The organism is Microbacterium sediminis (assembly GCF_004564075.1).
Lineage (GTDB): Bacteria > Actinomycetota > Actinomycetes > Actinomycetales > Microbacteriaceae > Microbacterium > Microbacterium sediminis.
Genome location: NZ_CP038256.1, coordinates 375,166 through 397,473 on the forward strand (window position 1 = coordinate 375,166; position 22,308 = coordinate 397,473).

Genomic DNA, 22,308 nt, shown 5'->3' on the forward strand with positions numbered 1-22,308 from the left:
TGGGTGCCGCCCGGCGGCGATAGATTTCCAGGATGGCGACGACGAGATCGGTGCGCCCCGCGGCGACGGGCGTCGAGGGCGTGCGTCGCAGCAACCTCGGTGAGGTGCTGCGCCTCGTGCACCACGAGGGCCCCCGCTCGCGTGCCGTGATCACCGCCGAGACCGGCCTGAACCGGTCGACCGTGTCGGACCTCGTCGGCACGCTCGCCGCCGCCGGCCTCGTGGAGGAGCGCGATCCGGATCCCACGCGCCGCGTGGGGCGGCCGTCGCCGATCGTCGCGCCCAGCGACGCGGTCGTGGCGATCGCCGTCAACCCCGAGGTCGACGCGCTCGAGGTGGGCGCGGTGACGCTCGGGGGTCGCGTGCGGGTGCGCGTGCGCGAGGCCGCCGCCGGCGACGTGGGCGTGGACGACGTCGCGTCGGCCGTGGCGCGGATCGTGGACACCTGGCGCTCGGGCCCGCTGCGGCGCGCGAGGATCGTGGGCGGCGCCGCGGCCGTGCCCGGACTCGTGCGCGCGTCGGACGGGGTCGTGCGGCTCGCTCCCCACCTCGGCTGGCGCGACGAGAACGTGGGCGCCCGGCTGGCCGACGCCACGGAACTGCCGTTCGCGGTCGGCAACGACGCGTCGCTCGGCGCCCGCGCCGAGCACCTCTTCGGCGCCGCGCGCGATCACGCCGACGTCATCTACCTCAACGGCGGCGCCTCGGGCATCGGCGGCGGGCTCATCCTGCACGGCCTGGCGATCGGCGGCGCCGACGGTTACGCGGGCGAGTGGGGCCAGAACCGCGCCGACGGCGGCCTGCTCGAGGACGAGGTCAACCGCGCGCGGCTGCTCCAGGCCGTGGGCCTGCCCCAGGCCGACGACGACGCGCTCGCCGACGCGCTCGCGGCCGCGTCCGACCCGGCCGTCGCGGCCGAGATCGAGCGCCAGCGCGCGGTGCTCTCCGCCAGCCTCGCCAACGCCGTGAACGTGCTGAACCCGTCGGTGATCGTGCTGGGCGGCTTCCTCGCGATGCTCCGCGACCGCGACCCGGAGGGGCTCCTCGCCGCCGTGCGCGCGCAGGCGCTCGCTGCCCCGGGCGAGAACCTCGACATCCGCGCCGCCGCCCTCGGCGCCGATCGCCTGCTCATCGGCGCGGCCGAGGCCGCCTTCGCGCCGCTGCTCGCCGATCCGCTGGGGTGAGCGTCAGAGCCACTTCTTGTACTTGAAGATCGAGTACAGCGTGATGACGAACACGACCATCGCGCCGAGCGCCAGCGGATAGGCGAACGGCCAGGCGAGCTCGGGCATGTGCGTGAAGTTCATCCCGTACACCGTGCCGATCAGCGTCGGGGCGAAGATGATCGCCGCCCACGACGAGATCTTCTTGATCTCGTCGTTCTGCGCGAGGCTCGTCTCGGTCTGGCGACGGGTGACCAGCGCGGAGTGCACCGTGAGCGCGTTGTCGAGGATCGCGCGGAACGCCGAGATCCGCTCGTCGACGCGGATCGTGTGGTCGAGCACGTCGCGCAGCGACCGCTGCAGCTCCACATCGACGCTGTACTTCACCGATCCGCGCTGCAGGAACTCCAGCATGTCGCGCAGCGGCTGCACGGCCCGCTGGAAGTGGATGACCTCGCGCGAGAGCTCGTAGATGCGGCGGGAGAGGGCGTCGTCGTCGCTGTCGCCGAACAGCTGATCCTCGATCTCGTCGATGTCGTTCTCGAGGCCCGCCACCACGGGCTCGTACTCGTCGACGACCTCGTCGAGCACCGCGTAGAGCACCGCCTCAGGGCCCATCGCCAGCAGCTCGGGGTTCTGCTCCATGCGCCGGCGCACCGCGCCGAGGTCGGGCGACTCGGCGTGGCGGATGGTCACGACGAAGTCCGGCCCGACGAACACGTGCAGCTCGCCGAACTCGACGGTCTCCTCGCGGTCCCGGTAGCGCGCCGGGCGCAGGACGACGAAGAGGGTGTCGCCGTAGCGCTCCACCTTCGAGCGCTGGTGGCCGTTGAGCGCGTCCTCGACGGCGAGCGGGTGCAGGTTGAACTCGGCGGCGACCGACTCGATCTCCTGGGTGCTGGGTCGATACAGGCCGATCCACGCCATCCCGCCGTGCTCGCGCATCAGCTCGTAGGTCTCGTCGAGGCTGTGGGGCGTCTCGAGGCGCCGGCCGGCGACGTACACGCCGTTGTCGATCAGGGGCATGGGTATCTCGTTTCGTCGGGTGCAGCCGCGATGGCTGCGGGTCTCCGGGGTCGGGAGACGCCGCCCGAGAAAGCGAGGCGTGCGGTGAGCGCGTCAGCGCGCGACGCACGCGACGGAGCGCGATGCTCGGGCGGCGCCGCTACTATCGCCGGCCATAGCCCTCACCGCCCTTCCGTCCGTGGGCCGCGCATCGGCCCGGAGCGATCCTAGCCCGGGCGCTCCGCGATGCGTCAGGGCCGCAACCCCGCCAGCACCACGCCGAGGAACAGATCCCGGTCGCGGCCGCCGCCGAGCCGCACCGCGTGCTCCACGCCGCACACCAGGCGCTGCAGCTGGTCCACGCTGATCCCGGTGCGCAGGGCGCCCGCCTCGGCGGCCCGGTCGAGGATCCGCTGCACGAGCGGCATCAGCTCGTCGCGCAGCGCGCGGGCATCGGGCGAGGCGTCGGGGGAGAGCAGCACCGACTGCAGGCCGTCGCGCTCCACCTGCAGCTGCACGGCCTCGCGCACGAACGCGTCGAGTGCGGCAGCGGGGTCGGTCGCGTCGAGCGCGGCGCGGGCGCGCTCGACGAGCAGCTCGAGCGCGTCGTGATTGAGCGCCTCGACGAGCGCGGGCATGTTCGGGAAGTGCCGGTAGACGGTGCCGACCCCGACGCCGGCCTCGCGCGCCAGCTCGTTGAAGCGCAGGTCGTCGATCGCGCGGCCGCGGGCGGCGCGGAGGATCTGCTGCCGGGAACGTGCGGCGTCCGATCGAAGCGAGCTCATGCGATCATCATACCGATCCGGATTCCGTATCCGTTTGTGTGCTACGGTGAAGCGGATAACCGATCCGTTTAAGGAGTCACCGTGCCGTGGAATCCCGAACGCCTGCCCGACCTGGGCGGGCGCACCTATGCCGTCACCGGAGCGACGGGAGGCATCGGCTACTTCGCCGCCGAGCAGCTCGCGGCCGCCGGAGCCGACGTCGTGCTCGTCTCGCGATCGGCGGGCAAGCTCGAGACCGCCGCCCGCGCGATCCGCGCGCACGCGCCGCGCGCCGTCACCCGCGCGGTGACGCTCGACCTCACGTCGCTCGCGTCCGTGGCCGACGCGGCCGACCGCCTGGGGGAGCTGCCGCTGGACGGCATCTTCCTCAACGGCGGCCCGATGGAGTTCTCGATCCGCGCGCTCACCCGCGACGGCCTGCCGCTGCTGCTCGGCGCGCACACCGTCGCGAACGTCGCGCTCATCGCCCGTATGCTCCCCGTGCTCGCCGACCGCCCGGTGCGGTTCGTCCACGCCTCGACGGGCTTCGTGCAGCGCTTCAGGCCCGACGTGCGCGACGTGCGCCGCGTCCCGCGCTCGGGCGTGGGTGCATACACCAAGGCCAAGGCGCTGACCGAGGTGTACGCCTTCGAGCTCGAGCGCCGCCTGCGCGCGCGGGAGCTGCCCGCGGCCTCGATCGTCACCCGCCCGGGCGTGGGCGTCGACGCCAAGACGCCCGAGCGCGAGGGCATCCGCGACGCCGCCACCCCGTACCGCGCCAACCCCTTCACGCCCTGGGCGCAGGGCAAGGACGCGGCCGCGTGGTCGGGCGTCCGTGCCCTGGCCGACCCCGAGGCTCGCGGCGGCGAGTACTACGGTCCCGAGGGTGGTCTGCGCGGCCGCCCGGTCGCGGTGCCGCTCAACCCCCGCACCGCCGAGCCGGCCCCGGAGCTTGCCGAGCACGTGTGGCAGGAGCTCCACGCACTCGCCGGTGTGGAGCCGCCGCTCTAAGCGGGCGTCGCGGATGTCGGTGGCCGGGCGTACGGTCGGCCGTGAGAGAAGCGAGGACCCCATGGACTTCCGAATCGAGCTCATCTTCGTGCCCGTCTCCGACACCGATCGCGCCGTCGCGTTCTACGGCGAGACGCTCGGGTGGAACGTCGATCACGACCGGCGCGTGAACGAGTCGCTGCGCTTCGTGCAGGTCACGCCGCCCGGCTCGGCCTGCTCGATCGCGTTCGGCGAGGGCATCGCGGAGGACGCCCCGGGCAGCATGCGCAACGTGCAGGTCGTGGTCGACGATGCGGATGCCGCGCTGGCATACCTGCGTGAGCGCGGCGTCGAGGCCGACGGCGTGGACGAGCAGCCCTGGGGCCGCTTCGTCACGTTCGCCGACCCCGACGGCAACCGCTGGGTGCTCCAGCAGCTCGTGCCGCGGTAGGCGATTATGCGGCGACGGTGATCGCGACCTTGCCCGACCGGCTCTCGGCGCGCTCGTGGGCGCGCGCCACGTCGTCGAGGGCGAACGTCGCGGCGACCCGCGGCGTGTACCCGCCCGCGGCGCCGAGCTGCGCCGTCACGGCGAGCGACGCCGAGACATTGGCGGCGTTGACGAGGCGCACGCCGAGGTCACGGGCACCGGCGCCGTCCGCGACGGTGACGACGCGGTCGGCGGAACCCGCCAGGGCCACGAGTTCGGGCAGCGTCCCGGCCCCCGCCGCGTCGAGGGCGAGGTCGATGCCCTCCGACGCGATCGGTCAGACCCGGGCCGTACGTCACGGGCGTGACGTTGATCGAGGCGAGGAAGCCGTGGTTGCGCTCGCTCGCCGTGCCGATCGCCCGGGCGCCGCGGCTGACGGCGATCGCGGCGGCGGCCGTGCCGACGCCCCCGGCCGCGCCGTCGATGAGGAGGGTCCTGCCGTCGAGGTCGCCGAGTGCCGCGAGGGCGGGCACCGCGGTCGCGGAGGCCAGGCCGGCGGCCGCGGCCTCGGGCATCGTCCACGTCTCCGGCACGTGCGCCCACGCCGACAGCACGGTGCGCTCGGCCGTCGCGCCGGTCACGCCGGTGAGGCCGAACACGAGGTCGCCGATCGCCGTGTCCGTCACCCCCTCGCCCACCTCGTCGACGACGCCGACCGCGTCGCGACCGGGGATCGCGGGGAAGGTCACGGGGAGGACCCCCTCGAGGCGACCGGCGCGAAGCAGCCAGTCGATGGGGTTGATGCTCACGGCGATCGTCGCGATGCGGACCGTCCCGGGCGTGGCATGGGGCGCGGGGAGCTCCTCGACGGCGAGCACCTCCGGTCCGCCGAAGGCTCGGTAGGTTGCGGCGCGCATGGTCGACTCGTTCACGGAATCATTTGACACGGAAAGTAACCTAGAGCGAGATAGTTTCCGTGTCAAATGATCGCTAGGATGGTGCCCATGTCGAACCGTTCCGAAGGCCTCAGTGGCTCGCAGGAACAGGCATGGTCGCTGCTCGTCGGCGTGACGACCTGGCTGCCCACGACGATGGACGCGAACCTCGCGCAGGTGGCGGGTCTCAGCCACGCGGAGTATCAGGTGCTCCGCTGGCTCGCGCGCGCCGAGGGCGGCGCGCTGCACATGACGCGACTGGCCAACACGACGAGCGTGACGCAGTCCCACCTCTCCCGCATCGTGGCGCGGCTCGAGAAGCGCGAGCTCGTCAGCCGGGAACCGGACCCCTACGACGGCCGCTACACCCTGGCCCGTCTCACCGACGCCGGCGCCGCGGTGGTCTCCGCCGCGGACGGCGCGTACGGTGCCTCCGTGCGCGAGCTCGTCTTCGAGGACGCGCCGGACGAGGACATCGCCGCGCTCGCCCGGGTCTCGGCGCGGATCCTCCAGCGGATCCGTCCCGAGTGCCTCGACGCCCACGCCGCGCAGCCCGAGCCCGCCGGGTCGTAGCGCGCCCGCCTCAGCTCCCAGGGGCGGTCTCGCGGGCGAACTCGAGGAGCGCTGCGGCGAGGCCCTCGGGGGCCTCCTCCGCCATGTGATGGCCCGACTCGATGCCGTGGCCGCGGAGGTCGTCCGCCCACGATCGCCAGATCCGCAGCGGATCGCCATACAGATCCTCGAGGTCGTCGCGCAGCGACCACAGCACCTGCACGGGCATCCTCAGGCGCCGGCCCGCCCGGCGATCGGCGCGCTCGGCCTCGGCGTCGACGGTCAGGCCCGCGCGGTAATCCTCGAGCATCGCCCGCACCACCGCGGGGCGCCGGATGCACGCGAGCCATTCGGCGTGGTTCTCCGCACCCATGCTCTCCGGATCCGCGTGATACCAGGCCTCGGGATCGGCGTTGATGACCCGCTCCGGGATCTCGGGCTGCGCGAAGAAGAACCAGTGCCACCACGCCGTGGCGAAGCGCGCGTCGGCCCGGTCCAGGTGCTCGCTGATCGGCAGGCAATCCAGCAGGCTCACGCGGGCCACCGCCTCGGGGTGGTCGAGCGCCAGGCGAAGGGCGACATAGCTTCCGCGATCGTGGCCCGCGAGGGCGAACCGCTCGTACCCGAGCGCCCGCATCACACCGAGCATGTCGTTCGCGACGGCGCGCTTGGAATGGGAGGCGTGATCCGGCGTGGGCTCCGGACCGATCGATCGCCCGTAGCCTCGCAGGTCGGCGCACACGACGGGCAGTCCCGCCTCGGCCAGCAGCGGCGCGACGCGGTGCCACATCGCCGACGTTCGCGGGTGCCCGTGCAGCAGAAGCACCGGCGCGCCCTCGCCCGCGCGGTGCCTTGTCAGGATCGACGCCTCGCCGACATCGATCATCTCCTCCGTGAACCCCTCGAACACGCCGCCATTCTCGCCCGAGATCCGGTGCGGGCCGGTCGCCGCCCCGACGGCACCCGCGATCGGTGCTGCCGTCGTCAGGCCTCGCCGAGGCAGGCGTCGCGCAGCCGCCCGAGGTGAAAGCGCCAGCCGTCCGCGTGCTCGGCGGCGAGGGCGGCCGGGGTGCCGGCGTCCGCGAACCCCGTCTCGGTGATCGCGACCTCGGTCGCGGCCCCGTCCTCGGCCAGATCGATCGACACGTGCGTGCTGCCGCGCCACTCGGGCTGCCGCCAGTCGAACGCCAGCAACCGGGGCCGCTCCGCCGCCGTCACGGTTCCCGACGCCTCCCGCCGCTCGCCGTCCTCGATCCACGTCTCGATGAGGGGCGCTCCGGCGGCGGCCTCGAACACCATGTCGGGCCACCACACGGACCGCCCGACGGTGAGCGCGTGCCACACCGCCTCCGTACCCGCCTCGATCCGCAACGAGACCCGCACGCCGTCACCCGTCACGATCTCCCCCGTGCGCCGTCGATCGCGGACCTTGTCATGGCCACAGTCTGCGGCATGGCAGAGGGCGCGCGCAGGCGCGGGCAGAACCGCTCGTGCCACGGGCGCCGCGGCTAGCGTGGGGAGGTGCCTCGTCCTCTCACGCTCATCACCGGTGGAACCCGCGGCATCGGCGCCGCCGTCGCGCGGCGCCTCGCCGCGGAAGGCCACGACCTCGTCCTCGGCTATGCGCGCGACGAGGACGCCGCGACCCGGATGCGCGCCGCGGTCGAGTCGCTCGGAGCGTCCTGCCGACTCGTGCGCGCCGACCTCACCAGCGACGAAGGCATCGACGCGCTCTTCGGGGAGGCGGCCGAGGCCGGCCGTCTCGCCGGCGTCGTCAACAACGCCGGCGCAACCCTGCACATCGGGCCTCTCACCCAGACACCGAGCGACGTCATCCGTCGCGTCATCGACCTCAACCTGACCTCCGCCGTGCTCGTCGCGCGCCGCGCGGTCGCCGAACTGGCGGAGGGTGGCGTGCTCGTCAACATCTCTTCGGGTGCCGCGACGACCGGCTCGCCGGGGGAGTACGTGCACTACGCCGCCGCGAAGGCGGGCGTGGACGCGCTCACGAAGGGCCTCGCGATCGAGGCGGCGGATCGCGGCATCCGCGTGGTCGGTGTCGCGCCCGGCACCATCGACACCGACATCCACGCCGACGCGAGCGATGCCGGCCGCGTGGCGCGCGTCGCGGCCTCGCATCCCCTGGGGCGCGCCGGCCGGGCCGAGGAGGTCGCCGGCGTCGTGGCCTTCGCGCTCTCGTCGGACGCCTCGTACGTCACGGGCACGACGATCCGGGTGGCCGGCGGCCGCTGAGCGCTCCCGCGAAACGCGAAACCCCCGGCGAACCGGGGGTTTCAGGTGGTGGCTCCGACGGGCGTCGATCCCGTGACCTCACGATTTTCAGTTACATTTCGCGGGCTGGTGGGTGCTCGTTGGTGCTCAACTCCCGCGTGATTCCGCGGATGTTGTTCTCGTTGGTCGTGGCTGCTGCCGGGTAGTTTCAGCCGGGTTCCCGGCACAGGACCGGCACGGGCGGCCGTCGCATTCGCTCGATCCTGCAGTCGCGCCGAAAGGGTACTGCCCGCGTTTCGACGTGATTCGGTTTCGGTTGTTCAAGTTCGCGCCGTGTTGCGCTGCTGACCAGCAGCGCCGGCCCGTGCGCCGGAATCGATCGATTCTGAGCAGTCCGAGCAACGCGCGGTGCGCGCCGCGAAATATCGGGGAAGCTCCGATATTTCAACGTGTGGGAGCAGCTTTCTTAGCCGCGTCCTCCAGGTATGCGTAGCCTCACCAACGTTGAGCCGGCCGGGCATCGGTGCTTGAGTGAGCGGATGTCGACCGATGGCACCACCGAACCAGCGCTGCACCCCGGCGAGCCCCACCGCGGGGGCATCGCGCAGCGTCTCAACTGGCTGCGCGCCGGCGTGCTGGGCGCCAACGACGGTATCGTCTCGGTCGCCGCCATCGTCGTGGGCGTTGCCGGCGCCACGAGCGCGATCGGCCCCATCCTCACCGCGGGCGTCGCAGGCCTGGTCGGGGGTGCGATCTCGATGGCGCTCGGGGAGTATGTCTCGGTCAGCAGCCAGAGCGACAGTGAGAAAGCCCTCATCGCGAAGGAACGCGCCGAGCTGCGCGAGTTGCCCGAGGAAGAGCTCGACGAGCTCACCGGCCTCTACCGCGCCAAAGGGCTGAGCGAGACCACCGCCCGCCAGGTGGCGGTCGAGCTCACCGAGCGCGACGCACTGTCGGCGCACCTTGCGATCGAGCTGAACATCGATCAGGACGACGTGGTGAGTCCGTGGCATGCCGCGGCCGCATCCGCGGCAGCGTTCACGATCGGCGCCATCCTGCCGATGCTCGCCATCCTGCTACCCCCCGCCGACTGGCGCATCCCGGTGACCTTCGTCGCCGTGCTGCTCGCACTGGCGATCACGGGCACTCTGTCCGCGACGATCGGCGGTAGCTCCCGCCTGCGGGCTACACTCAGAGTCGTCATCGGCGGCGCCCTGGCCCTAGCCGCAACCTACGGCGTCGGCGCCTTGCTCGGAGCCTCCGGCGTTGTATAGCGGGTGTCTGTTGCGGAAGGTCCGACCTCACTATGGCGGCGGTGGCTGTCGGGAAACGCTCGTGCGAATGGGTGATGGATCGGTGGGTGCTCAGACCGAGGTCGCTGACGGTCAGGACCCCTGACGTGTTGAAGCTCGCGCAGAACATTATCGCCAGCCAGAACCTCCACCGGTACGTGATCGCAAGCGACAGGAAAGGGGCCCGCCGGCTGGCGGGCCCCTTTCTCGTGGTGAGCGAGTATCAATGTACTGTCAGAGTGATATCACTCTGACAGCACTCTTAGCTGCCATGTTCGGCGCGAAGGACCTCGAGTCCGCGTTGCAGCGCACGCAGCGCCGTCTTGTGTTGCTATCTAGTTCGGCAACGTCTCGGCCAGCCCATGGAGCCCAGCTTCTCTCGCGACCAATTGCGTTGCTCGAGCGATTGCACGAGTTTCCAGTTCGTCTGCGTCCGCCAGTAGCTCGTTGCCTCTGAGCGCGAGGTCGGAGATGGCTTCTTCAGACCTCGCGTCGAACCGAGGCACGGGGACCTCCTGGATGTCGACTGGATCTAGGTGCGGGATAGACGTGCCGGAGGCGTTCCTGACAACCAACAGTCGACCGTACGTTTCGTTGGAGAGGAAGGTCTGGAGGTAGCCGCCTGGAATACGCGACTCATCAAGCGCGATCCGGATCAGGTCGTCACTACCAAAGACTCCGGCCATCGAAGTCGGAATCATGCGAACACGACCAAGCAGCCCGTATACCTGACCCGAGCGGGCCATCACCATCTCGCCGGGGGTGAGATAGTAACGATCCGGATCCGGAACCAGCGCCGGATAGATCCGCTTGGTGACTGGTGGGTTCACGTCGAAGATTTCAGAGGCGCTCCGGTAGGGCGTACCTGACTGGCTGTAGTGACGCTTGAAGCGCCTGGAGTCCCGCGGGGTGGTGGTCTTTCGGGCCCGCGGCGTCGTGACCGCGACGGGGTGAGCCATCGTGCGATGGTCAGTGAGAACGACCAAGAACTCACACAGAAAGACGACACCGCACGATGGCTCTTGACCAGTCTGCCCTCCTCGAGCTGCTCGGGGAACTGAAGCTCACCGGCACCACCGACCGCATCCGAGCCGCGACCGAGCGGCTCTACCAGGAGCTGATCGACGCGGAGACAGCCGCATTCATCGGCGCCGCCCCCTACGAGCGCACGAGCGAGCGCACGACTACCCGCAACGGTTCCCGGCCGCGGGTGCTGTCGACCACGGCTGGGGATCTGGAGTTGCGGATCCCGAAGTTGCGGCAGGGGTCGTTCTTCCCGTCGCTGCTGGAGCGGCGCCGCCGGGTCGACCAAGCCTTGTTCGCGGTCGTGATGGAGGCCTACCTCCACGGCGTCTCAACCCGGAAGGTCGATGACCTCGTCAAAGCGCTCGGCGCTGACACTGGCATCTCGAAGTCCGAGGTGTCCCGCATCTGCCAAGGGCTCGACGCCGAGGTCGCATCGTTCCGCGACCGCTCGCTGTCTGACATCGCCTACCCCTACGTGTTCCTCGACGCGACCTACTGCAAGGTCCGCATCGACCACCGTGTCGTGTCCCAGGCGGTCGTCGTCGCGATCGGCGTCGCCGCTGACGGGCGGCGGGTCGTGCTGGGCTTCGATGTCGGAGACAGCGAGACCGAGGAGTTCTGGAAGCAGTTCCTGCGCTCGTTGAAGACACGAGGTCTGGGCGGGGTGAAGCTGGTGATCTCCGACGCCCACGCCGGACTGAAGAAGGCCGCAGCGACCGTGTTGCAGGGCGCCGCCTGGCAGCGCTGCCGCGTCCACTTCATGCGCAACGTCCTGACCGCCCTCCCGAAGGGCCGGCAGGAGATGGTCGCCAGCGTGATCCGCACGATCTTCGCCCAACCCGACGCCGAGCACATCGATGCCCAGTTCGACGAAGTCGTGCGCATGATCGAGCGCGTCCACCCCAAGACCGCCGTGATGCTCACCGACGCCCGTGACGACATCCTCGCGTTCAAAGCGTTCCCCGCCCGGCATTGGCGACAGATCTGGTCCACGAACCCGCTGGAACGCCTCAATCGGGAGATCAAGCGCCGCACCGACGTCGTTGGCGTGTTCCCGAACAACGCCGCCCTGCTCCGCCTGGCCGGCTCCGTCCTCGTCGAGCAACACGACGAATGGGAAGCCGCCGACCGCCGCTACTTCTCCGAAGCCTCCATGACCGAGCTCACCGCGACCACCCCCACCATCGACGAGGCGGTGATACTCCCCGAGATCACCGCCGCCTAAACTAACGACAGCTGATCATCGCAACGAAGCGAAAGACCACCACTCAAACGGACGCGGCCCTTGAAGCGGTTCTCGAGTCGCACGGACTCGGTCACGTCCGCCAGGCGGACGACCTTTTTCGCGTTGGATGCGACGAGGCGTTCCACGTCCCGGACCTCGGAGCGCTGGTACTGGGCCTCCAGTCGGCGCCGTCCGCTCAACACCTCCGAGACGGGTACCGATTGCCAAACAGTGGTGTCGATTCGTTGACGCTCAGGATTAATGAGGTCGTTCAAGGCGCTGTCCGCATCGTCCAACAGAGCGCGTCCGCGCCGCCTTAGTTCCAGCGCTTGACTGATCTGCGTTCCGACGGAGGACCGCAATCCTGCCTCAGGCATCACGATGGGCATTTCGCGAACATGCTCGGGCTCGAGATGCTTGATCCCTGGAGTCCCGCGGGGTGGTGGTCTTTCGGGCCCGCGGCGTCGTGACCGCGACGGGGTGAGCCATCGTGCGATGGTCAGTGAGAACGACCAAGAACTCACACAGAAAGACGACACCGCACGATGGCTCTTGACCAGTCTGCCCTCCTCGAGCTGCTCGGGGAACTGAAGCTCACCGGCACCACCGACCGCATCCGAGCCGCGACCGAGCGGCTCTACCAGGAGCTGATCGACGCGGAGACAGCCGCATTCATCGGCGCCGCCCCCTACGAGCGCACGAGCGAGCGCACGACTACCCGCAACGGTTCCCGGCCGCGGGTGCTGTCGACCACGGCTGGGGATCTGGAGTTGCGGATCCCGAAGTTGCGGCAGGGGTCGTTCTTCCCGTCGCTGCTGGAGCGGCGCCGCCGGGTCGACCAAGCCTTGTTCGCGGTCGTGATGGAGGCCTACCTCCACGGCGTCTCAACCCGGAAGGTCGATGACCTCGTCAAAGCGCTCGGCGCTGACACTGGCATCTCGAAGTCCGAGGTGTCCCGCATCTGCCAAGGGCTCGACGCCGAGGTCGCATCGTTCCGCGACCGCTCGCTGTCTGACATCGCCTACCCCTACGTGTTCCTCGACGCGACCTACTGCAAGGTCCGCATCGACCACCGTGTCGTGTCCCAGGCGGTCGTCGTCGCGATCGGCGTCGCCGCTGACGGGCGGCGGGTCGTGCTGGGCTTCGATGTCGGAGACAGCGAGACCGAGGAGTTCTGGAAGCAGTTCCTGCGCTCGTTGAAGACACGAGGTCTGGGCGGGGTGAAGCTGGTGATCTCCGACGCCCACGCCGGACTGAAGAAGGCCGCAGCGACCGTGTTGCAGGGCGCCGCCTGGCAGCGCTGCCGCGTCCACTTCATGCGCAACGTCCTGACCGCCCTCCCGAAGGGCCGGCAGGAGATGGTCGCCAGCGTGATCCGCACGATCTTCGCCCAACCCGACGCCGAGCACATCGATGCCCAGTTCGACGAAGTCGTGCGCATGATCGAGCGCGTCCACCCCAAGACCGCCGTGATGCTCACCGACGCCCGTGACGACATCCTCGCGTTCAAAGCGTTCCCCGCCCGGCATTGGCGACAGATCTGGTCCACGAACCCGCTGGAACGCCTCAATCGGGAGATCAAGCGCCGCACCGACGTCGTTGGCGTGTTCCCGAACAACGCCGCCCTGCTCCGCCTGGCCGGCTCCGTCCTCGTCGAGCAACACGACGAATGGGAAGCCGCCGACCGCCGCTACTTCTCCGAAGCCTCCATGACCGAGCTCACCGCGACCACCCCCACCATCGACGAGGCGGTGATACTCCCCGAGATCACCGCCGCCTAAACTAACGACAGCTGATCATCGCAACGAAGCGAAAGACCACCACTCAAACGGACGCGGCCTGCTTGATCATGTGCCCATACTGGGCAGATCGCGCAATGCTGTAGAAGATCGGCGTCTTCATATACGCATAGATCCACCCGAGTTCGTCTGCATCATGCGCTTCGATTCGGAGCAGGTCGTGGGTAATGAGTCGGTCGATATGCTCCGCGTAGGTTGCCGTGACCTTGCCAACCTCGCCGGAACAGGACATCAACAGCATGTCCAGGGACACCTTGCGTGACGCGACATCCCGAACCATTGGCTCGGCAACCCACTTCCGCACGCGCGGCCGAGCTTCGAAGACCTGGCCGGCGGAGAGGAACGGCAACCCCTTCCCCGCGGGCACCACGTATCCCTTGAGACGGGACGGTTGCCACACGCTCGCGACCTCGCTGATGCGTCGAGAGTGGGCGGGTCCGTCCTCGATTCGGCGACGGAGGCCGTAGCCATCGGTGAGGTATGTTCGCGCCTCGAGCCTCCGTTGCTGAGTGGCGACCAGCGAGAGCGCCACGGAGGCCCAGGGGAGATCGATCTCCTCGGCGGGCGCGGTGTTTACTGCTGGTGTTGCTGCAGCCATGCTCGGAACGCCTTCGCAATCTCCTGGGTGTTGTCGTCGGGCACGCGCTCCTGAGCTAGGTGAGGCTGCGCGTCGCGACATCACCGAGATCCGCGTCTTCGATCACGACGAATTCGTCTGCAAGGCCGTCAACCAAGAGCACCACGATCAAAAGGTCAGCCTCAAGGAGATCCAGGCCGCGCGCAACGCCCGCCGCCGAGCGCTGCGAGCCAGCATCAACGAACGCATCGCCCTCGTGGCCGCACCTACCGAGACGCCACGGATCACCGAAGCACCGGCTCCGGCGCCGAGGTCGGCGTTGAAGATCTACAAGGAGGACCTCAGGTGAGCCAGCGCTTCATCGTCACCAAGGAGCACCGCCGCTTCACCGAGTTCGCCGACGCCGTGCGCCGCGGGCACACCATCGGTTTGTGCTTCGGATCAGCCGGCGGAGGAAAGACACTCTCCGCGCGCCGCTACGCACACTACGAGAAGGCTCATGACCTGCTGACCTACTGGGGGCCGCGCTCCGACGACGACGCCAAGATCTACGCCGCCTTGAACCGGAGCCGCACCGTGCTCTACACCCCCAGCGTGCTGACCACCCCGCGGACCCTGAAGGACGAGCTGACCCAAGCCATCACCCGCACCAACATGTGCATCGAGCAGCACCTCGTACCTCCCGGCACGGCCACTCCCGAGGCCTGGGGATGGCGACACGGCAGGAACTACGTGGAGCTGATCATCGTCGACGAGGCCGAACGACTGCGTCCCGCCGCTCTGGAACTGCTGCGCGATCGCTACGACCGCGACGACATCGCCCTGATCCTGATCGGCATGCCCGGCCTGGAGAAGCAGTTCAGCCACTACCCCCAGTTCTACAGCCGAGTCGGCTTCGCCCACCAGTACCGGCCCCTGGGACAAGACGAACTGCTGTTCGTCCTCGAGCGACACTGGCGATCCCTCGGCAATACCCTCGACCCCGACGACTTCACCGACGCCCAAGCCATCGCAGCCATCGCACGGATCACCCGCGGCAACTTCCGGCTCCTCGAACGCCTCTTCCCCCAGATCCAGCGGGTCCTGAAGATCAACGAACTCGACACCATCACCAACGACGTCATCGAAGCCGCACAGAGCACCCTGGTCATCGGTGTCACCTGACCCCGCCACGAAGCGACCGAAGAACCCCGCCATTCAGCAGACGAAGTCACAGCAGATCCTTTCGCGCATGTGCGCCCTCGACGTACGGGTGGCCGTGTGGGTGGTGAAGCAGCTGCCCGACAAGGAAGCCCGTCCGCTGTCGTTGGGAGCGCTCGTAGAGGAGGCCGCTCGCGCGGGTGTGAGTCAGTTGATCATCGAGCGGGACGAGTCGCTCGAGCGCGCCGATCGCCGGCTGATCGCCGATGTCCTCCGTCGAGAGGGCGGGTCGGAGTTGCTGTATCGCCATGTTGCGCCGCATGAGCATCCGCTGCTGTGGGTGAGCGATGCGGTGGCGTGGTGCTACTCGAACGGTGGCGACTGGATCCGTCGCGTAGAGCCGATCGTTGAGGCACGCGTCACTCGGCTGTAGAAACACGTGAGCCTGGCTCGTCATACCGTCCGGAAGACTGCCAGGCTCCGAGGGCTATTGCCCGCCGTATCTCAAGTGTATCGCGGTCCAGGTGGGACGGTCCAGCGGCGCCGGAACTGCGTCGTTACCGGCACAAAACCGGCACAACCTTGGAGTTAGCCGACGCAGCACCATCCGCCCCAACGAGAAAACCCCCGGCGAACCGGGGGTTTCAGGTGGTGGCTCCGACGGGCGTCGATCCCGTGACCTCACGATTTTCAGTCGTGCGCTCTACCAACTGAGCTACAGAGCCTCGCGGCGTGATCCGAGGAGCTTGCCGCGTCCTATACGAAAGGCCTCCTCGAAAGAAGGCCCGTCGCTTGGAGCGACCCTGACGGGACTTGAACCCGCGACCTCCGCCGTGACAGGGCGGCACGCTAACCAACTGCGCTACAGGGCCAGATATATGTAATTGTACCGGTTCGTGTGACCCCAACGGGATTCGAACCCGTGCTACCGCCGTGAAAGGGCGGCGTCCTAGGCCGCTAAACGATGGGGCCGAGGTGAACCCGGGGCTCACGCTTGCCGACGATCCAGCATACGCGGAAGCCGCCCGGATTTCCAAAACGAGGGCGCGGCAACCTGCGTCCCGGGTGTGTCGCGTGCAGAATCGCGGGGGCGATCGTCACCCGCCTCGCCCGCACGTCAGCTGCCGTTCACCCGCCCGAGGGTTGCAGATGTGACTGTTGTTGTTAGTGTGACTGAAGCAAAGATAGGGGTGAACCGGGCATGACCGCCGATCTCGACGCCGACGTGTGCGACTGCGCGCCGACCGCGGCTGAACGCCGTGTGCTCTGGGGACCCGTCTCCCGCCGCGCCGCCCTTGCCGCCGGAGGCATCGCCGCCGCGGCCGCCGGCATCGCCGCCTTCGCGACTCCCGCGTTCGCCGTCACCTACGACCCCGATGACTACCCCTCGTGGGCAGACGTCGAGGCCGCCCGCAAGAACGAGTCCGCCAAGGCCGGCGAGATCAGCCGCATCGAGACGATGATCGCGCAGCTCAAGCAGCGCGTCGCCGAGGCGCAGGCCGCCGCGCAGGCCGCCGCCGACGCCTATTACGAGGCGCAGCAGGCGTTCTACGAGGCCGCCTACCGTGCCGATCAGCTGCAGGCCCAGGCCGATGAGCAGTCGGCGAAGGCGGATCAGGCCGCGCTGGCCGCTGCCCGCGTCGCCTCCCAGATCTCCCGCACGAGCGGATCGGCCACCTCGCTCGAGGTGCTCTTCGCCGACTCGGCCGAGAACGCCGATCAGCTGCTCACCAAGCTCGGCCAGATGGACAAGCTCGCCGAGAAGAACGAGTCGATCTACGCAGAGGCCGTCAGCGCCCGCGACGCCGCGCAGTCGCTGAGCGACCAGGCCGCCGTGGCCCGCGCCGAGCGCGACCGCCTGCAGAAGGAAGCCGAAGCGAAGATGGTCGCCGCGCAGGAAGCCGCGATGGCGGCCGAGCAGGCGCTCGCCGACCAGGAGGCCAACCTCGTCACGCTCGAGGCCCAGCTTGCGGCGCTCAAGGACAGCACCGCCAAGACGGTCGCCGACTACCAGGCCGGCGTCCAGGCGAAGAAGGAGTGGGAGGCCGAGCAGGAGCGTCTCCGCATCGAGCGCGAGAAGGCCGCCGCGGCCGCGCGTGAGAAGGCCGCTCAGGAGGCCGCCCAGAACAGCGGCGGCGGCCAGCCCGCCGGCGGCGGTGGTGGCGGCGGCGGCGGGGGCGGCCAGGGACCCGGCAACGGCTGGGTGCGCCCCTCGAGCGGTGGCTGGACCTCGGGCTACGGTCCGCGCTACAGCCAGTGCGGCCCCAGCTACTGCGCGAGCAGCTGGCACCTGGGCGTCGACATGGCGGCCGGTTGCGGCGCGCCGATCTACGCCGCTCACTCGGGCACCGTCACCTACGCCGGCTACAACGGCGGCTACGGCAACTACGTGCGCATCGACCACGGCGGCGGCGTCGCCACCGGCTACGGTCACAGCTCGCGGATCCTCGTCGGCTGGGGCCAGTGGGTCAACGCCGGCCAGGTGATCGCCTACGAAGGCCAGACCGGCAACTCCTTCGGCTGCCACCTGCACTTCGAGGTGTACGTCAACGGCGCCACGGTCAACCCGAGCAACTTCATGAGCGCGCGGGGCGTCTGGCTCTAAGGCTCCCCGGCGGCGCCATCGGCGCGCGCCGACGCACGGATCTCGGCGTCGCGCACACGGATCCGGCACGGATCTGTCACGGAAGGTGCGATCTGTGCGCGACGGCGCGCGGCCGGCGGCCGGCGCTGCGCGTCCGCGCCCAGCACCCGCCGCAAACGGGAAAGGGGACCCGCCGTGGCGGATCCCCTCCCGAGAGATGTGCGTCAGAGCGAGCTCGGGATCTCGCCGGAGCCCTGCGTGCGGGTGTCGCCCTCGTGCTCCTGGAAGCGCGCGTAGGCCTCGGTCACCAGGCGCTCGGCCTCGGCGGCACCGGCCCACTCGTCGACCTTGACCCACTTGTTGGGCTCGAGGTCCTTGTAGTGCTCGAAGAAGTGGCCGATCTCCTTCTTCGTGAACTCGGGGAGGTCGTCGACGTCCTGGATGTGGTCCCAGCGCGGGTCCTTGGCGATGACCGCGATGACCTTGTCGTCGCCGCCGGCCTCGTCGCTCATCTTCAGCACGGCAACGGGGCGAACCTTGACGCCGACGCCGGGGTAGACCGAGTGGTCCATGACGACGAGCACGTCGAGCGGGTCGCCGTCCTCACCCAGGGTGTTCTCGAAGAACCCGTAGTCGGTGGGGTAGCCGAACGTCGTGTACAGCACGCGGTCGAGGAACACGCGGCCCGTGCCGTGGTCGACCTCGTACTTCACGCGGCTGCCGCGCGGGATCTCGATGACTGCGTCGTACGCGCCCATGCCTGTTTGCTCCTTGGGAAGACGGCTGATTAGCTGGCTAAATCCTATCCGCGCTACGTTGACGATCGTGCTGGATCCCGCCGTCGCCGCCGTCCGCCTCGCCGTGAGGGAGTCGCTCGCGCCGCTGGAGGGGAGCGGATCCGTCGTGCTCGTCGCCCTCTCGGGCGGCCCCGACTCCCTGGCCCTCGCCGCCGCCGCGGCCCACGAGGGCCCCAAGCTCGGGCTGCGCGTCGCCAGCGCCACCATCGACCACGGCCTGCAGCAGGGATCGGCCGAGGTCGCCGCGCGCGCGGTCGAGGCCGCTCGCGAGGTGGGGATCGCCGACGCGCGCGTGGTGCGGGTCGAGGTGGGCACCGAGGGCGGCCCGGAGGCGGCCGCGCGCGAGGCCCGCTACGCCGCGCTCTCGCGCCTGGCGGTCGGCGTCGACGCCGCCGCCGTGCTGCTCGGCCACACGCTCGACGACCAGGCCGAGACCGTGCTGCTCGCGCTCGCCCGCGGCGCCGGCGCGGGGAGCCTGCAGGGCATGGCGCCTCGCCGCGTCGACGAGCTCGGCACCGCGTGGATCCGCCCGCTGCTCGGCATCCGGCGCGAGCAGACGCGCGCCTTCTGCGCCGCCTCGGGCCTGGAGGCGTGGACCGATCCGCACAACGCCGAGACCCGCTTCGCCCGCGTCCGCGCGCGCGAGCGGGTGCTGCCGGTGCTCGAGACCGAGCTCGGGCCCGGCATCGCCGAGGCGCTCGCCCGCACCGCCGAGCAGCTGCGCGAGGACAACGAGGCCTTCGCCGACATGATCGACGAGACGATCGAGGACATCGTCGAGCATGCCGAGGCGGGCATCGCCGTCTCGGCGGCCGCGCTCGCGGCCAACCCCGCCGCGATCCGGAACCGGATCATCCGCCACGTCGCCCAGAGCGAGTTCGGCGTGAGCCTCACCCGCACCCAGACCCTCGAGATCGCGCGGCTCGCCACCGACTGGCGCGGCCAGGGGCCGATCGATCTGCCGGTCTTCGAGGCCACGCGCCAGGGCGGGATGATCGTCATGCGGGCGCGCTGAATCGGATTGCGGTGGTCGCTTCATCTGCGCGGCTGCGCCGCTGGCGTTCAGCAACCGGGAGGGGACGGATCCGTAGACTCGCCTCATGCGCGCGGCTGACATCCCCGACGACCTGACCAACGTCCTCGTCACCGAGGAGGAGATCGACGCCAAGCTGGCCGAGCTGGCCCGCCGCGTCGATGCCGACTACGCCGGCAAGAACCTCCTGCTCGTGGGGGTGCTGAAGGGCGCGGTCATGGTGATGGCCGACTTCGCCCGGCACCTCGAGCGCCACATGGAGATGGACTGGATGGCGGTGTCGAGCTACGGCGCCGGCACCAAGTCGAGCGGCGTGGTCCAGATCCGTAAGGACCTCGACACCGACCTGCACGGCCGCCACGTGCTCATCGTCGAGGACATCATCGACTCGGGCCTGACCCTGAGCTGGCTGCTCGAGAACTTCGAGGCCCGCGGCGCGGAGTCGATCGAGGTGCTCGCGCTGCTGCGCAAGCCCGACGCGGCGAAGGTGCAGATCGACTGCAAGTACCTCGGCTTCGACATCCCCAACGAGTTCGTCGTGGGCTACGGCCTCGACTACGCGGAGAAGTACCGCAACCTCCGCGACGTCGCGGTGCTCGCCCCGCACGTGTACAGCTGACTCGCGTTTACGCCCGAGGCGAATCCCAGACGGCGCATAAGCACGCGGCGGTAGCCTGATCGGAAACGCGCGAGAGCGGGTCTCTCGGCGGCGCCGACGAAGAGGAGCGCGGGCCCCGGCCCACCATATGAACGTCAAGAAGATCACTCGTAACCCGCTGATCTATGTGCTGCTGATCGGCGTGCTCCTGGTGCTGGGCTTCTCGCTGCTGCAGGGCCTCGGCGGCCCGCGTCAGGTGTCGACCCAGGAAGGCCTGGAGCTGCTGGCCGGCGACACGGTGGAGCAGGCGACGATCACCGACGGCGACCAGCGCGTCGACCTCGCGCTCTCGAAGGCCTACGAGGACGCGACGAGCGTGCAGTTCTACTACGTCTCGGCGCGCGCCGACGAGGTCGTGGCCGCCGTGAACGATGCCGCGCCCGCCGACGGCTTCAACGACGAGGTGCCGCAGCCGTCGATCTTCTCCAGCCTGCTGTCGCTGCTGCTGCCGATCCTGCTGCTGGGCCTGCTGTTCTGGTTCCTCATGTCGAGCGCCCAGGGCGGCGGCCGCGGCGTGATGGCGTTCGGCAAGTCGCGCGCCAAGCTCGCGAACAAGGAGAACCCCGACGTCACGTTCGCCGACGTCGCCGGCGCCGACGAGGCGCTCGAGGAGCTCAACGAGATCAAGGACTTCCTCAAGGACCCGGCCAAGTACCAGGCCGTGGGCGCCCGCATCCCGAAGGGCGTGCTGCTGTACGGCCCTCCCGGCACCGGAAAGACGCTCCTCGCGCGCGCCGTGGCCGGCGAGGCGGGCGTGCCGTTCTATTCGATCTCCGGATCGGACTTCGTCGAGATGTTCGTCGGCGTCGGCGCCAGCCGCGTGCGCGACCTCTTCAAGGAGGCCAAGGAGAACGCGCCCGCGATCATCTTCATCGACGAGATCGACGCCGTCGGCCGCCACCGCGGTGCCGGCATGGGCGGCGGTCACGACGAGCGCGAGCAGACGCTGAACCAGATGCTCGTCGAGATGGACGGCTTCGACCCCAAGGCGAACGTGATCGTCATCGCGGCGACCAACCGTCCCGACATCCTCGACCCCGCGCTGCTGCGCCCGGGCCGCTTCGACCGCCAGATCGGCGTGGACGCGCCCGACATGGGCGGCCGCCTGCGGATCCTGCAGGTGCACGGCCGCGGCAAGCCGCTGGCCGACTCGGTCGACCTCGAGGTCGTCGCCCGCAAGACGCCGGGCTTCACCGGTGCCGACCTCGCCAATGTGCTGAACGAGGCGGCGCTGCTCACGGCCCGCTCGAACGCGCAGCTGATCGACAACCGCGCGCTCGACGAGGCGATCGATCGCGTGATCGCCGGCCCGCAGCGCCGCACCCGCGTGATGAAGGACAAGGAGAAGCTCATCACCGCGTACCACGAGGGCGGCCACGCCCTCGCCGCGGCGGCGATGAACCACACCGACCCGGTCACGAAGATCACGATCCTGCCGCGCGGCAAGGCCCTCGGCTACACGATGGTCATGCCGCTCGAGGACAAGTACTCCGTCACGCGCAACGAGCTGCAGGATCAGCTCACCTACGCGATGGGCGGTCGCGTGGCCGAGGAGATCGTGTTCCACGACCCCACGACCGGCGCGTCCAACGACATCGAGAAGGCCACCGGCATCGCCCGCAAGATGGTCACCGAGTACGGCATGACCACGACCGTCGGCCCCGTCAAGCTCTCGTCCGGCAGCGGCGAGGTCTTCATGGGCCGAGACATGGGTCACGGCCGCGACTACTCCGACGAGCTGGCCGAGAAGATCGACGCCGAGGTGCGCGCCCTCATCGAGCAGGCGCACGACGAGGCGTACGAGGTGCTCTCGGCCAACCGCGAGATCCTCGACCGCCTGGCGCTCGAGCTGCTCGAGAAGGAGACCCTCGACCACACGCAGATCGAGGAGATCTTCCGCGACATCAAGAAGCTGCCCGAGCGCCCGCAGTGGCTCTCGAGCCAGGACCGCCCGGTCTCGCAGCAGCCGCCGGTGGAGATCCCGCGTCGCCCGCAGCAGCACGCCGGCATCGCCGCCTCGCGCGCGGCCGACCGCGCCACTGAGGGCGCCCCGGCCCACCGGGCCGCGCCCGGCGCCGTGCCGCCCCGCCCCGCAACGGCGTGACG

The 22,308-nt window shown here is 69.7% G+C and carries 23 protein-coding genes, 3 tRNA genes and 1 pseudogene; 15 read left to right on the forward strand and 12 right to left on the reverse strand.

The genetic code is table 11. The features are described 5' to 3' along the window. Positions 1 to 32: 32 nt before the first annotated feature. Positions 33 to 1,184 (forward strand): ROK family transcriptional regulator, encoded by a 1,152-nt coding sequence (locus E3O41_RS01765; protein ID WP_067026735.1) that lies wholly within the window; start codon positions 33 to 35, stop codon positions 1,182 to 1,184. Positions 1,185 to 1,187: 3 nt separating this feature from the next. Here E3O41_RS01765 and corA read toward each other — a convergent pair whose 3' ends face one another. After that, a complete protein-coding gene (gene corA, locus E3O41_RS01770) occupies positions 1,188 to 2,189 on the reverse strand; it encodes a magnesium/cobalt transporter CorA (protein WP_067026737.1) in 1,002 nt (333 codons plus the stop codon). Positions 2,190 to 2,419: 230 nt separating this feature from the next. Beyond that, positions 2,420 to 2,953, reverse strand: a complete 534-nt coding sequence (locus tag E3O41_RS01775; RefSeq protein WP_067026739.1) for a TetR/AcrR family transcriptional regulator — start codon at positions 2,951 to 2,953, stop codon at positions 2,420 to 2,422. 81 nt (positions 2,954 to 3,034) lie between these two features. Here E3O41_RS01775 and E3O41_RS01780 point away from each other — a divergent pair, with 81 nt between their 5' ends. Both E3O41_RS01780 and E3O41_RS01785 read left to right on the forward strand, forming a co-directional pair. Next, the gene (locus tag E3O41_RS01780) at positions 3,035 to 3,943 is read left to right on the forward strand and encodes an SDR family NAD(P)-dependent oxidoreductase (protein ID WP_067026741.1); all 909 of its coding nucleotides are present in this window, start codon (positions 3,035 to 3,037) and stop codon (positions 3,941 to 3,943) included. 61 nt (positions 3,944 to 4,004) lie between these two features. After that, positions 4,005 to 4,373, forward strand: coding sequence for a glyoxalase superfamily protein (locus E3O41_RS01785; protein WP_067026743.1), 369 nt, complete (start codon positions 4,005 to 4,007; stop codon positions 4,371 to 4,373). A gap of 4 nt (positions 4,374 to 4,377) precedes the next feature. Here E3O41_RS01785 and E3O41_RS01790 read toward each other — a convergent pair. After that, positions 4,378 to 5,269 (reverse strand): annotated as a pseudogene (locus E3O41_RS01790) (NADP-dependent oxidoreductase). 87 nt (positions 5,270 to 5,356) lie between these two features. Here E3O41_RS01790 and E3O41_RS01795 point away from each other — a divergent pair. Then, on the forward strand, positions 5,357 to 5,860 hold the full coding sequence (locus E3O41_RS01795) for a MarR family winged helix-turn-helix transcriptional regulator (protein ID WP_067026746.1): 504 nt from the start codon (positions 5,357 to 5,359) through the stop codon (positions 5,858 to 5,860). Between the two features lie 10 nt (positions 5,861 to 5,870). Here E3O41_RS01795 and E3O41_RS01800 read toward each other — a convergent pair whose 3' ends face one another. Beyond that, entirely contained in the window at positions 5,871 to 6,749 is an 879-nt protein-coding gene (locus E3O41_RS01800) for an alpha/beta fold hydrolase (RefSeq protein ID WP_067026748.1), read from the reverse strand. A 74-nt stretch (positions 6,750 to 6,823) separates the two neighbouring features. Next, positions 6,824 to 7,237 carry an SRPBCC family protein gene (locus E3O41_RS14070; RefSeq protein WP_158231526.1) on the reverse strand — a complete coding sequence of 138 codons (414 nt, stop codon included), beginning with the start codon at positions 7,235 to 7,237 and terminating at the stop codon, positions 6,824 to 6,826. Between the two features lie 123 nt (positions 7,238 to 7,360). Here E3O41_RS14070 and E3O41_RS01810 point away from each other — a divergent pair, with 123 nt between their 5' ends. Both E3O41_RS01810 and E3O41_RS01815 read left to right on the forward strand, forming a co-directional pair. Beyond that, positions 7,361 to 8,092: an SDR family NAD(P)-dependent oxidoreductase gene (locus tag E3O41_RS01810; RefSeq protein ID WP_067026749.1), complete on the forward strand. Its 732-nt coding sequence runs from the start codon at positions 7,361 to 7,363 to the stop codon at positions 8,090 to 8,092. 518 nt (positions 8,093 to 8,610) lie between these two features. After that, positions 8,611 to 9,345: a VIT1/CCC1 transporter family protein gene (locus tag E3O41_RS01815; RefSeq protein ID WP_067026751.1), complete on the forward strand. Its 735-nt coding sequence runs from the start codon at positions 8,611 to 8,613 to the stop codon at positions 9,343 to 9,345. Positions 9,346 to 9,698: 353 nt separating this feature from the next. On the opposite strand, the gene E3O41_RS01820 is transcribed toward E3O41_RS01815, so the two are convergent. Beyond that, positions 9,699 to 10,322, reverse strand: coding sequence for a restriction endonuclease subunit S domain-containing protein (locus tag E3O41_RS01820; protein ID WP_135011908.1), 624 nt, complete (start codon positions 10,320 to 10,322; stop codon positions 9,699 to 9,701). 56 nt (positions 10,323 to 10,378) lie between these two features. Here E3O41_RS01820 and E3O41_RS01825 point away from each other — a divergent pair, with 56 nt between their 5' ends. After that, positions 10,379 to 11,614, forward strand: a complete 1,236-nt coding sequence (locus E3O41_RS01825; protein WP_046746337.1) for an IS256 family transposase — start codon at positions 10,379 to 10,381, stop codon at positions 11,612 to 11,614. On the opposite strand, the gene E3O41_RS01830 is transcribed toward E3O41_RS01825, so the two are convergent. Continuing rightward, positions 11,611 to 12,003, reverse strand: coding sequence for a hypothetical protein (locus tag E3O41_RS01830; RefSeq protein ID WP_135011910.1), 393 nt, complete (start codon positions 12,001 to 12,003; stop codon positions 11,611 to 11,613). The two genes, E3O41_RS01825 and E3O41_RS01830, sit on opposite strands and share 4 nt — an antisense overlap. A 156-nt stretch (positions 12,004 to 12,159) precedes the next feature. Here E3O41_RS01830 and E3O41_RS01835 point away from each other — a divergent pair, with 156 nt between their 5' ends. Continuing rightward, positions 12,160 to 13,395 (forward strand): IS256 family transposase, encoded by a 1,236-nt coding sequence (locus E3O41_RS01835; RefSeq protein WP_046746337.1) that lies wholly within the window; start codon positions 12,160 to 12,162, stop codon positions 13,393 to 13,395. 43 nt (positions 13,396 to 13,438) lie between these two features. Here the strand turns inward: E3O41_RS01835 and E3O41_RS01840 are convergent, their stop codons facing one another. Then, positions 13,439 to 14,011, reverse strand: coding sequence for a hypothetical protein (locus tag E3O41_RS01840; RefSeq protein WP_135011913.1), 573 nt, complete (start codon positions 14,009 to 14,011; stop codon positions 13,439 to 13,441). Between E3O41_RS01840 and E3O41_RS01845 the strand changes: the two genes are divergently transcribed. The 3 genes from E3O41_RS01845 (at position 14,010) to E3O41_RS01855 (ending at position 15,563) form a co-directional block, all read left to right on the forward strand. Further along, positions 14,010 to 14,339, forward strand: coding sequence for a hypothetical protein (locus E3O41_RS01845; protein ID WP_205631780.1), 330 nt, complete (start codon positions 14,010 to 14,012; stop codon positions 14,337 to 14,339). The two genes, E3O41_RS01840 and E3O41_RS01845, sit on opposite strands and share 2 nt — an antisense overlap. Continuing rightward, positions 14,336 to 15,154 carry an AAA family ATPase gene (locus E3O41_RS01850; protein ID WP_067028512.1) on the forward strand — a complete coding sequence of 273 codons (819 nt, stop codon included), beginning with the start codon at positions 14,336 to 14,338 and terminating at the stop codon, positions 15,152 to 15,154. Before E3O41_RS01845 ends, E3O41_RS01850 begins: the two co-directional genes overlap by 4 nt. Positions 15,155 to 15,221: 67 nt before the next feature. Continuing rightward, positions 15,222 to 15,563, forward strand: a complete 342-nt coding sequence (locus tag E3O41_RS01855) for a hypothetical protein (protein ID WP_067028514.1) — start codon at positions 15,222 to 15,224, stop codon at positions 15,561 to 15,563. 216 nt (positions 15,564 to 15,779) lie between these two features. Here the strand turns inward: E3O41_RS01855 and E3O41_RS01860 are convergent. From E3O41_RS01860 to E3O41_RS01870, 3 genes are all read right to left on the reverse strand, one after another. Beyond that, positions 15,780 to 15,855, reverse strand: a tRNA-Phe gene (locus E3O41_RS01860). A gap of 73 nt (positions 15,856 to 15,928) precedes the next feature. Continuing rightward, positions 15,929 to 16,002, reverse strand: a tRNA-Asp gene (locus E3O41_RS01865). Positions 16,003 to 16,029: 27 nt separating this feature from the next. Further along, positions 16,030 to 16,102, reverse strand: a tRNA-Glu gene (locus tag E3O41_RS01870). Between the two features lie 229 nt (positions 16,103 to 16,331). Between E3O41_RS01870 and E3O41_RS01875 the strand changes: the two genes are divergently transcribed. Next, entirely contained in the window at positions 16,332 to 17,735 is a 1,404-nt protein-coding gene (locus E3O41_RS01875; RefSeq protein WP_135011917.1) for a M23 family metallopeptidase, read from the forward strand. 203 nt (positions 17,736 to 17,938) lie between these two features. Here E3O41_RS01875 and E3O41_RS01880 read toward each other — a convergent pair whose 3' ends face one another. Next, positions 17,939 to 18,472: an inorganic diphosphatase gene (locus E3O41_RS01880; RefSeq protein ID WP_067028518.1), complete on the reverse strand. Its 534-nt coding sequence runs from the start codon at positions 18,470 to 18,472 to the stop codon at positions 17,939 to 17,941. A gap of 67 nt (positions 18,473 to 18,539) precedes the next feature. On the opposite strand from E3O41_RS01880, the gene tilS reads away from it, so the two are divergent. From tilS to ftsH, 3 genes are all read left to right on the forward strand, one after another. Next, positions 18,540 to 19,526 (forward strand): tRNA lysidine(34) synthetase TilS, encoded by a 987-nt coding sequence (gene tilS / locus E3O41_RS01885; RefSeq protein WP_244927257.1) that lies wholly within the window; start codon positions 18,540 to 18,542, stop codon positions 19,524 to 19,526. A gap of 85 nt (positions 19,527 to 19,611) precedes the next feature. After that, a complete protein-coding gene (hpt, locus tag E3O41_RS01890) occupies positions 19,612 to 20,163 on the forward strand; it encodes a hypoxanthine phosphoribosyltransferase (protein WP_067028522.1) in 552 nt (183 codons plus the stop codon). A gap of 127 nt (positions 20,164 to 20,290) precedes the next feature. Further along, positions 20,291 to 22,306 (forward strand): ATP-dependent zinc metalloprotease FtsH, encoded by a 2,016-nt coding sequence (ftsH, locus tag E3O41_RS01895; protein WP_067028523.1) that lies wholly within the window; start codon positions 20,291 to 20,293, stop codon positions 22,304 to 22,306. Positions 22,307 to 22,308: the final 2 nt, after the last annotated feature.

Coding starts and splice junctions, on each gene's coding strand:
- E3O41_RS01765 (WP_067026735.1), top strand. CDS start 33: ATGGCGACGACGAGATCGGTGCGCCCCGCGGCGACGGGCGTCGAGGGC.
- corA (WP_067026737.1), bottom strand. CDS start 2,189: ATGCCCCTGATCGACAACGGCGTGTACGTCGCCGGCCGGCGCCTCGAG.
- E3O41_RS01775 (WP_067026739.1), bottom strand. CDS start 2,953: ATGAGCTCGCTTCGATCGGACGCCGCACGTTCCCGGCAGCAGATCCTC.
- E3O41_RS01785 (WP_067026743.1), top strand. CDS start 4,005: ATGGACTTCCGAATCGAGCTCATCTTCGTGCCCGTCTCCGACACCGAT.
- E3O41_RS01795 (WP_067026746.1), top strand. CDS start 5,357: ATGTCGAACCGTTCCGAAGGCCTCAGTGGCTCGCAGGAACAGGCATGG.
- E3O41_RS01815 (WP_067026751.1), top strand. CDS start 8,611: ATGTCGACCGATGGCACCACCGAACCAGCGCTGCACCCCGGCGAGCCC.
- E3O41_RS01820 (WP_135011908.1), bottom strand. CDS start 10,322: ATGGCTCACCCCGTCGCGGTCACGACGCCGCGGGCCCGAAAGACCACC.
- E3O41_RS01825 (WP_046746337.1), top strand. CDS start 10,379: ATGGCTCTTGACCAGTCTGCCCTCCTCGAGCTGCTCGGGGAACTGAAG.
- E3O41_RS01830 (WP_135011910.1), bottom strand. CDS start 12,003: ATGCCCATCGTGATGCCTGAGGCAGGATTGCGGTCCTCCGTCGGAACG.
- E3O41_RS01835 (WP_046746337.1), top strand. CDS start 12,160: ATGGCTCTTGACCAGTCTGCCCTCCTCGAGCTGCTCGGGGAACTGAAG.
- E3O41_RS01845 (WP_205631780.1), top strand. CDS start 14,010: ATGCTCGGAACGCCTTCGCAATCTCCTGGGTGTTGTCGTCGGGCACGC.
- E3O41_RS01840 (WP_135011913.1), bottom strand. CDS start 14,011: ATGGCTGCAGCAACACCAGCAGTAAACACCGCGCCCGCCGAGGAGATC.
- E3O41_RS01855 (WP_067028514.1), top strand. CDS start 15,222: ATGTGCGCCCTCGACGTACGGGTGGCCGTGTGGGTGGTGAAGCAGCTG.
- E3O41_RS01875 (WP_135011917.1), top strand. CDS start 16,332: ATGACCGCCGATCTCGACGCCGACGTGTGCGACTGCGCGCCGACCGCG.
- E3O41_RS01880 (WP_067028518.1), bottom strand. CDS start 18,472: ATGGGCGCGTACGACGCAGTCATCGAGATCCCGCGCGGCAGCCGCGTG.
- hpt (WP_067028522.1), top strand. CDS start 19,612: ATGCGCGCGGCTGACATCCCCGACGACCTGACCAACGTCCTCGTCACC.
- ftsH (WP_067028523.1), top strand. CDS start 20,291: ATGAACGTCAAGAAGATCACTCGTAACCCGCTGATCTATGTGCTGCTG.